At 44.7% G+C, this 9,306-nt stretch carries 6 protein-coding genes; 2 read left to right on the top strand and 4 right to left on the bottom strand.

All coding sequences use genetic code 11. From position 1 onward, the window contains the following. The first annotated feature begins 221 nt into the window (after positions 1 to 221). Together tpiA and AX677_RS02580 are read left to right on the top strand one after the other, a co-directional pair. Positions 222 to 980: a triose-phosphate isomerase gene (tpiA, locus tag AX677_RS02585; RefSeq protein ID WP_002900651.1), complete on the top strand. Its 759-nt coding sequence runs from the start codon at positions 222 to 224 to the stop codon at positions 978 to 980. 65 nt (positions 981 to 1,045) lie between these two features. Then, positions 1,046 to 4,603 carry a GBS Bsp-like repeat-containing protein gene (locus AX677_RS02580; protein ID WP_060976075.1) on the top strand — a complete coding sequence of 1,186 codons (3,558 nt, stop codon included), beginning with the start codon at positions 1,046 to 1,048 and terminating at the stop codon, positions 4,601 to 4,603. A gap of 33 nt (positions 4,604 to 4,636) precedes the next feature. Here the strand turns inward: AX677_RS02580 and AX677_RS02575 are convergent, their stop codons facing one another. From AX677_RS02575 to AX677_RS02560, 4 genes are read right to left on the bottom strand one after another with little or no spacing between them, the layout of a single operon-like run. Beyond that, complete coding sequence (locus AX677_RS02575) at positions 4,637 to 5,872, bottom strand: aminoacyltransferase (protein ID WP_060976074.1); 1,236 nt, start codon at positions 5,870 to 5,872, stop codon at positions 4,637 to 4,639. A 14-nt stretch (positions 5,873 to 5,886) separates the two neighbouring features. Beyond that, on the bottom strand, positions 5,887 to 7,101 hold the full coding sequence (locus AX677_RS02570; protein WP_060976073.1) for an aminoacyltransferase: 1,215 nt from the start codon (positions 7,099 to 7,101) through the stop codon (positions 5,887 to 5,889). Beyond that, entirely contained in the window at positions 7,101 to 7,910 is an 810-nt protein-coding gene (gene yidA / locus AX677_RS02565; RefSeq protein WP_060976072.1) for a sugar-phosphatase, read from the bottom strand. Before yidA ends, AX677_RS02570 begins: the two co-directional genes overlap by 1 nt. Position 7,911: 1 nt before the next feature. Continuing rightward, positions 7,912 to 9,213 (bottom strand): HD domain-containing protein, encoded by a 1,302-nt coding sequence (locus AX677_RS02560; RefSeq protein WP_060976071.1) that lies wholly within the window; start codon positions 9,211 to 9,213, stop codon positions 7,912 to 7,914. Positions 9,214 to 9,306 lie beyond the last annotated feature (93 nt).

Genomic DNA, 9,306 nt, shown 5'->3' with positions numbered 1-9,306 from the left:
TAAGAAGCGTCAAGATTAATTGATATTAAAAAAAGAGCTAGGATGATGTCCTAGTTTCTTTTTTTGATTTACTAATGAGAGACTTATGTTAAGATGAGAAAAAGTGTGGTATTGCTTATATAAGATGTTTCAATTTGATGAAATTCTGTGGATAACCTTTATTATTTCATCAAATTGTGTTACAATGATACAGATAAATAAAATAGAAGAGGTATGTGAATATGTCACGTAAACCATTTATTGCTGGTAACTGGAAAATGAACAAAAATCCTGAAGAAGCTAAGGCTTTTGTAGAAGCGGTTGCTGCTAAGCTACCTTCTTCAGATTTAGTAGAAGCTGGTATCGCTGCTCCAGCACTTGATTTGACAACTGTTTTGGCAGCAGCTAAAGGAAGCAATCTTAAGGTTGCAGCGCAAAATGCTTACTTTGAAGATGCAGGTGCTTTCACTGGTGAAAACAGCCCTAAAGTTCTTGCAGAAGTTGGAGTTGACTACATCGTTATCGGTCACTCAGAACGCCGCGATTATTTCCATGAAACAGACCAAGACATCAACAAAAAAGCGCACGCTATCTTCCGCAATGGTCTGGTGCCAATCATCTGCTGTGGTGAATCGCTTGAAACTTACGAAGCTGGTAAAGCTGTAGATTTCGTTGGTGCTCAAGTATCAGCTGCTTTGAAAGACTTGACAGCTGAGCAGGTTGCATCATTGGTTATCGCATATGAGCCAATCTGGGCTATCGGTACTGGTAAGTCAGCAACTCAAGACGACGCTCAAAAGATGTGTAAAGCAGTTCGTGACGTTGTAGCAGCTGACTTTGGTCAAGAAGTAGCGGACAAGGTTCGCGTTCAGTACGGCGGTTCTGTAAAACCTGAAAATGTTGCGTCTTACATGGCTTGTCCAGATGTTGACGGTGCTCTTGTTGGTGGTGCGTCACTTGAAGCTGAAAGCTTCTTGGCATTGCTTGATTTTGTAAAATAAAAAAATACAGACTTAAAACTTGTCCTCCCAAAGATGGCAAGTTTTTTAAAAGTTGGAGAGAAAAGTTGAAATCGAAAGAATTGGTTTATTTGGCGAGTACGGCTATTTTGTTGGCAGCGACTGCCAATGTTACAAAAGCCGAGGAACATACTGTCGCTGAGTCAGAAGTTTTAAAAACAGAAAGGTCTGTTAGTTCCCAGAATCAAACAGTCAATGTGCCCGCAACACAAACATCTAATCAGCCGACTGTAGCAGTATCATCTGTAGAACAGTCAGTTCAAGCTGTTAAGCAAGAGGAGCAAGTAACGAACGCTGCAGGAACAGCTGTTGAGTCTGGAGGAGCAGCTCAATCAGCTATAGTGCAAACTCAGGTAGCTCCTGATAAGCTAGAAGGGCAAAGTCAGTCAGAAGCAAATGCTTCTAATCAGAATAAAACTGCAGCTGATCAGTCAGCAAAAGCAAGCTCTTCTGTTGCAGATTCTGCTACTGCCTCAGAGCCAAAGACTAGTCCTGCAGTAGCATCAGCACCAAAAGCTAATAATGCTGGAAAAACTGTATTTTATAATGCTGGGTCAAAGGCTCAGGCAGCCCGCGGGAATTCCCAAGCGGAGATTAAAGGCACTTCCTTTGTAGATGTCAGCAGCCACAATGGCCATATCAGCGTAGACGACTATCGTAAATTAGCCCAGCAAGGGGTTGGCGGTGTTGTTGTCAAACTGACAGAAGGAACCCATTACACTAATCCATTTGCTGAGTCTCAGGTGAGAAATGCGCAGGGAGCTGGTTTACAAGTATCGACCTATGCCTTCTCGCACTATACCAGTGATGAAGAAGCGAGAGCTGAAGCGCGCTATTACGCTGCCTTTGCCAATAGACTAGGTCTGCCTAAAAATACAGTTATGGTTAACGACATGGAAGATCCTAAAATGCAAAATGGGATTAACCAGCATACCCAGGCTTGGGCGGATGAGATGCGCAGACTGGGTTATTCTAACCTGATGTACTATACCAGTGCCAGCTGGCTGGATCAAAATAATCTTCGCAGCAAGGGACCGGTTAATACATCGCAATTTGGCTATAGCAACTTCTGGGTGGCCCAGTATCCGTCTTCTAATTTAAATCTTGATGGAGCTAAATCTCTCAAATACAATAGTGGCGCTGGAGCATGGCAGTTTACAGCTCAGGCTCAGCTGTTAGCTGGTAAGCATGTATTTGACCATAGTGTTGATTACATTGGAAGATTTACCCAACAGTCTGCTCTTGCTAAGCAGCCTTTAAAGGGTAATATCAGTATTCAGAATAAGAATAATGTCAACGGCAGCTTTGATGTTGTGATTTCAAACGTTTCTGCTCCTTATGGAGTGTCTGTTGTTAGTGTTCCGGTTTGGTCTGAAGCTAATGGTCAAGACGATATTATCTGGTACACAGCGACTCAGCAGGCCAATGGTACTTATAAAGTTTCTGTTGATTCTAGCAGACATAAGGATTCAGTTGGCAAGTACAATGTCCATCTCTACTATGTCCGCAACGATGGCCAATTAGTCGGTGTCGGCGGTACTACAACTAATGTATCTGTCATCAAGCCACAGGGTAAAATCAGCATTCAGAATCGCAACAGCGAAACTGGTGATTTCGATATTGTTGTTTCAGGTATTTCATCTCCAGGAGGTCTTAAGACTGTTTCTCTACCAACTTGGTCAGAGCCCAATGGTCAAGATGATATCAAGTGGTACAATGCAGAACGTCAGGCTGACGGCACCTATCGTAAGCGGGTACGCATAAGCGACCACAATAATGTGCAGGGCGAGTACAATGTCCATCTCTACTATGTTCAAAATGACGGCCGCCTGGTTGGTGTAAGCAGTACTAAAACGACCGTTTCTCTTGGCAAACCTAAGGGCACCATCAGTATTCAAAATCGAAACAAAGAAACTGGCGATTTTGATATTGTGGTTTCAGATATCGTATCGCCAGGCGGTCTGAAAGGAGTTTCCTTGCCAACCTGGTCTGAAGCCAACGGCCAAGATGATATCAAGTGGTACAACGCAGAACGTCAGCCGGATGGTACCTATCGTAAGCGAGTCCGTGTAAATGATCACAAAAATGTTGAGGGCGAGTACAATATTCATCTCTACTATGTGCAAAATGATGGCAAGCTGGTTGGTGCTGGTGGCATAAAAACTAATGTTTCTCTAGGTAAGCCAAAGGGCAACATCAGTATTCAAAATAAGAATAATGTCAACGGCAGTTTTGATGTTGTGATTTCGAACGTTTCTGCCACTTATGAAGTGTCTGCTGTCAGTGTTCCGGTTTGGTCTGAAGCTAACGGTCAAGACGATATTATCTGGTATACAGCTACTCAGCAGGTTAATGGTACCTATAAAGTTACTGTTGAATCTAGTAAACATAAAGACTCAGTTGGTAAGTATCATATCCATCTTTACTATGTCCGTAACGACGGGCAGTTAGTCGGTGTTGGCGGTACTACAACCAATGTGTCAGCAGTTAAACCACAGGGCAAAATCAGTATTCAGAATCGCAACAGCGAAACTGGCGATTTTGATATTGTGGTTTCAGATATTGTATCGCCAGGCGGTCTCAAGACTGTTTCCTTGCCAACCTGGTCAGAGGCCAACGGTCAGGATGATATCAAGTGGTACAACGCGGAACGTCAGCCGGATGGTACCTATCGTAAGCGAGTTCGTGCGAGCGACCATAACAACGTTCAGGGCGAATATAATGTGCATCTCTACTATGTGCAAAATGATGGCAAGCTAGTAGGAGCAGGTGGCATCAAGACCAATGTGTCAATCAGTAAGCCGCAGGGTAAAATCAGTATTCAAAATAAGAATAACGATACTGGAGAGTTTGATATTGTAGTATCAGGTATTGTGGCACCAGAAGGTCTCAAGACAGTTTACCTGCCGACTTGGTCAGAAGCGAATGGCCAAGATGATGTCCAATGGTACACAGCGGATCGTCAGGCTGATGGTACTTATCGTAAGCATGTATATGCGCGTGACCATAAGAATAATGCAGGCGAGTACAATGTTCACTTGTATTACTTAAATAATCAAAATCAGCTGCAGGGAGCTGGTGGAGAAAAGACCTCTATCTCTGTAAACCGTCCTCAGGCAGCTAGTCAGCGAGACCGTGTTCTTGTGGCGGCAGCTGCTATGGTAGGTGTCAGGGGAGGGAGTGCTGAGCATCAGCGCTTGGTCAACGATTATAACAGTGTCAGACCACTGCCAGTTGGCTACGCTGTAAAAAACACAGATGACTGGTGCGACATTTTCACGACGGTTATTTTCCAAAGAGAAGGCTTGAGCGATCTTATCGGCCGTGAGTGTGGTGTAGAGCGCCATATTCATATTTTCCAAAGACTAGGTATCTGGAATGAAGATGGTAATTCGACTCCTAGCGCAGGCGATATCATAACCTTTAACTGGGACAAAGATACCCAGCAAAACGATGGCTGGGCTGATCATATCGGTATTGTCGAAAAAGTTGAAAATGGCATCATTCACACGATTGAAGGCAACAGCAATAACGTAGTTAAACGCAATACCTACCGCATCGGTCATGGAAATATCCGTGGTTTTGCGACACCTCGTTATAGATAAACATACAAAAAAACCAAGGGAAACCTTGGTTTTTTAACGTCTTAGAATTTTCTTTATGAGCTGAAGCAGCTTAAACTTGAGAGGGTTAGGATAATAACGGAAAGTTCCCATTTTTCGGACGATGAAGCCGTTGAAGTTCTGTTTGAAGCGCAGAACACCGTCAGAACCGTCGAAAATTCCCATAATACCTAGGAAATTGTAAAATGGAATGCCTCTCTTGATGCTTTCAGTCATAACGTATTCCTGCAGCAGGGCTGGCGCGTAGAATTTGTTAAACTCAGGATAAGATCCACTGAAAAGATAGGTTGTTTCCTGAGGGGGGTAGATAAAGAGGCTGGCAGCCAGGACTTGGTCTTGGTCGCCGTACTTGTCAATCAGATCTTGGGCCTCTACTTTGCGGGTTTCAAAGCTGTCAAACTGACTAGAAAGCTCTCGCAGCTGATTTTGCTTCTTTTCAGATTGAGGATTGTTTTCCAAGTCCGACTGTAGTTTCTGAATTTTCTGGCCCAGTTTTTCTTGATCCTTTTGTAAGTTCTGAAGATAGTCCTTGAAGTTAAGGCTAGCTATCATGAAGTCCGCCTGCTGACCAAAGCTATCATAAAAATCTTGATAGTAGTCTAGTGGCTTGTCATTATATTGCCGCCGGTCAGAAGTGGCAGCTGTGATGTCTTTGAAAATGCTGAGTTGGTCACGTTCCAGTCTTTTTAGCTTGATACCAAAGGTATTAGCCTTTTTGACGGTCGCCTTGCCGTTTTTACTGAAGGACTTGAGCAAGTCTTTCTCTGTCAGACCAGTTAAGTCTTTGACATAATGCCAATCAGGCTCTCCGCCTGGATAGCCTGTCTGTAGGCCGTCAAAGTCAAAGCCCAAGTCAGTCAGTTGCTGGATATGCTCGACTTTTTCATCAGATGTGGGCTGGCCATTGCTGTCAAAAGTCTGATAAGTCTCATAGGGTTTGATGATGAGCTCTAGGGCGCCTTCTTTTTTAGCGTAAGCCTGCAAAGCTTGGTAGAAAGGAGTCAGGTATTGAGTATCAGTAGAGACAGGACCGCAGTTGATTTCCATATGAAGGCCGCCAGTCATAGGCATGCTGTAGAGGACAGCTGACACCACTACCTGTCCCTGTGGGTCAGTGTAGCCGACATACTGGGTACTGAAGCCCCGCTTGCTCAGCAGCTCTGCCATTTCTACGGTCTGCATGAAAGAGCGTTGGGAGCTAGCTGAGGTATGCTGGATGAATTCTTCTTGGCTGAGAAGTTTAAAGGTCATAGGCTTCCTTTCTGTTAATGCTTGCTGCGCAGTTTCTTTCTGAGTGTGTAGGCCAGATTAGAGAGGTGGTAGAGGGGATTAGTTGGCAGGTTGAACTCACCAGCGAATTCCTCAATGGTCGGATTGAACTTGGATTTAAAGCTATAGAGACCACCCTTGAGATCGTTTTCGATTCCGCCCATATTTTGCCAATCAGCTCCGCGCTCAAAAGCATGTTTGGCCGTTTCGTACCAAGTGATAATGGCTGGCTGGTAACGGCGGTATTCCTCGTCCATTCCGGCATAGATATTTTCAGAGGTTTTGCCGTATTCCAAGACCAGTGTGCCAGACAGGGGAACGACAGTAGCACCTTGGCTGATTTTGTCCTGCAGGAAGTCAATCTCTTCTTGGAGGCGTTTCTGTTCTTGCTGGTTATTCTCAATCTTGCCAGGCTTGGTTTTCTCGGTAAATTTCTCTGCTTCCTTGAGTGTCTTGGTCAGCTGAGCCTGCAAGTCTTCCAATCGTGCCTTTAGATCAATGCTGGATAAGGTGACATAGGAATGCTCAGGATAAGTATCCAAGAGTTTTTGGTAATAGTCTTTTCCACGCAGGTGGATGTTTTTTCTGTTTTCTGTCTTTTTCATCAAGGCTGAAAAGTCATCCAGTAATTCTGCTCCGCCAAATTGGATTTGGATGCCTTTGTTACGGGCTGTGCGAATAGCCTGCCGAGTACTCTTAGAAAGCAGATCCTCGCTGAAATCTTCTTTATGGATATTGGCCTGCAAGCGAGGCTGGATGGTTTCGTCCAGAGACTCAGTCCGTCCGACCCAGACAGTTCCTGCTTCCTGTAACTGTTGAATCAGCTCAACCGTCTCTGTATTGTCTTGCAATTCAGCACCCATCTTGCTTTCTGCCAGAAAGAGGCTAGGGTCAAACTTGACAAAGAGCGCTTTTTTCTCCTTGGCAAATTTCTTGAGCGAGGCCAAAACAAAGGTCAGCAGCTCCTTGTCACCATAGTCCATGATGGGACCGCGAGGGATATAAAGCATGGTCATTCCCAAGGGCAGTGGTTTGATCAAGACACTGGCTGCAGCAACCAAGTGGTCGTCTTTATAGAAGCCCAAGCGCTCATTGGCCCAGTTGTCCTTAATCTGAGCCCAGGCTGAGCTCTGCAGGAGATTGGCCTGCGGATGAGCTGTGACAAAATCGTCGTGTTCCTGAGCTGAAATTCCAATTTTGTAGCTAAACATTATTTTAAAACCCACTCTCTAATGGCGTGTGCTACGCCGGATTCGTCGTTTGATTTGGTGATATATTTGGCGATTCTTTTGAGTTCTTCCTTGCCGTTTTCCATGACAACAGGAGAGCCCACCGCTTCTAGCATGGCGCGGTCGTTTTCTTCATCACCAATAGCCATGGTCTGCTCCTTGCTCAAGCCAAGCTTTTCAGCCAGATGGAGGACAGCAGCCCCTTTATTGACAGTCTTTTTGACAATTTCCAGATAGAAAGGAGCTGACTTAACCAGTGTATATTTTTCGGCTAATTCCGGTGGCAGCTTAGCAATGGCCGCATCCAGAATTTCTGGCTCATCAATATACATGCACTTAACTATTTCTTTATTGGCCATTTCTTCAGGTGTGCGGTAGAAGATAGGCATGCTGACCAGATTGGACTCGTAAACAGTGTACTTGCCGATGTTGCGATTGGCTGTATAAATGCCGTCCTTGGTGATGGCATGCATGTGGACACCTAATTTTCGCCCGAGCAGTTCGATATCCAGATAGTCCTCATAAGTCAATGTTTCTTTGATTAATTCTTCGCCAGTTACAGTATCCTGTACCAGTCCGCCGTTGAAGGTAACTACATAGTTGTCTGGCTGATTAAGCTCTAGCTCCTCGAGAAGCTTTTGAACACCCGCAATAGGACGGCCGGTTGCAATAACGATTTTGACACCAGCAGCCTTGGCATCCTGAACAGCGCTGAAGACTTCAGGAGTGATTTCTTTTTGGTTATTTAAAAGGGTACCGTCAATGTCAACGGCAACTAATTTGATAGACATATTATTCTCCGTAGGTAAATTGGTCGTTTTTGATATAGTGCATAAAGGTCCGGTTTTTTTCGCTGAAAAGTCCGGTCTCAGCCAGCATTTCCTTGGGGAAGTAAAAGCGATTATCACCCTGTCTGGTTCCAGCTAGCGAATGAACGATAGGAGACAGGCTGGACAGTTCTGCTAAGCTGCCATCTTTTTGTAGGATTTCAATCTGGGTCCGAGGTTTTTCAACGTCAGGCCGGTAGAAATCGTAAGGTAAATCAAAATTACGATGGATAGCAGTATAGTAATCAGGGTCAAAACCAACCTGTCCAACTAGGTCTCGCATGATATCCAAATGCGCTTCGTTTTCCTGAGAGAAGACGATAGACTTAAAGACCTTGCGGTTGATAAAACGCTGAGCCAGGTCAGATAAAAACTTGTCTGGACTAGTCATCCAAACTTGGAAATAGGTATTCATAACACCATCATCCAAGGCCAGATAATCCTGCAGGGTCACTCTGTTTTCAAAGAATGGAATGAGATTGGGCGATGACAGCGCAAAATAATCCTTCTGAGCCGGATAGAGAAACTTGGCCCGCTTGAGCAGATTTTGCAGCAGAACTTCCATAGCTCGGCTGGCCGGGTGAAAATAGACCTGCATGTACATCTGGTAGCGGCTGACAACGTAATCTTCTACCGCATGCATGCCATTGCGCTTGAAGGCGATGCCGTTTTCTACTGGACAAATCACTCGTAAAATTCTGGTTAAGTCAAATTGTCCATAGGAAGCACCAGTAAAAAAGGAATCTCGCAAGAGATAATCCATCCGGTCTACATCGATTTGGCTGGAAATCAGCTGGACCACCTGCTTATTGGGATAGGTATGGTTGATGACGCTAGCTACCTTTTCTGGGAAATCCGGCGAAACCTGCACCAAGACCTTATGAATCTCTGTTTCAGGACTGGTGATAATTTGCCGTGTGATGTCCTCGTGATTGGTGTCAAAGAGGCGCTCGAAGGTGTGTGAATAGGCTCCGTGCCCCAAGTCATGCAGGAGAGCGGCTGTCATGGTCAGCAGGCTTTCATGGCTGTCCCAGTTGGCTTGGTATTTTTCATTGAAAATCTTGGTGATGCGCCGAGCAATCTCATAAGCTCCCAGACAATGCGAAAAACGGCTGTGCTCCCCGCCGTGGAAAGTATAGCCGGAGGTACCCAGCTGTTTGATGCGGCGCAGCCGTTGAAATTCTTTAGTATTGATTAAATCATAGATAACCTGATGGTCCACATGAACATAATTATGAACCGGGTCCCGAAATACTTTTTCAATCATGCTACCATTATACCATAAATCATAGTAGGAAAAAAATCAAAGCTGCAACTGAAAGAAGAGCAATTTTGTCCTTTTTTTGATAAAATAGGGAAA

The sequence above is a fragment of the Streptococcus sp. CCH8-C6 genome, assembly GCF_001557225.1.
Taxonomy (GTDB): domain Bacteria; phylum Bacillota; class Bacilli; order Lactobacillales; family Streptococcaceae; genus Streptococcus; species Streptococcus sanguinis_C.
The sequence above is the reverse complement of the archived record's forward strand: the minus strand, read 5'-3'. Positions and strand labels throughout refer to the sequence as shown.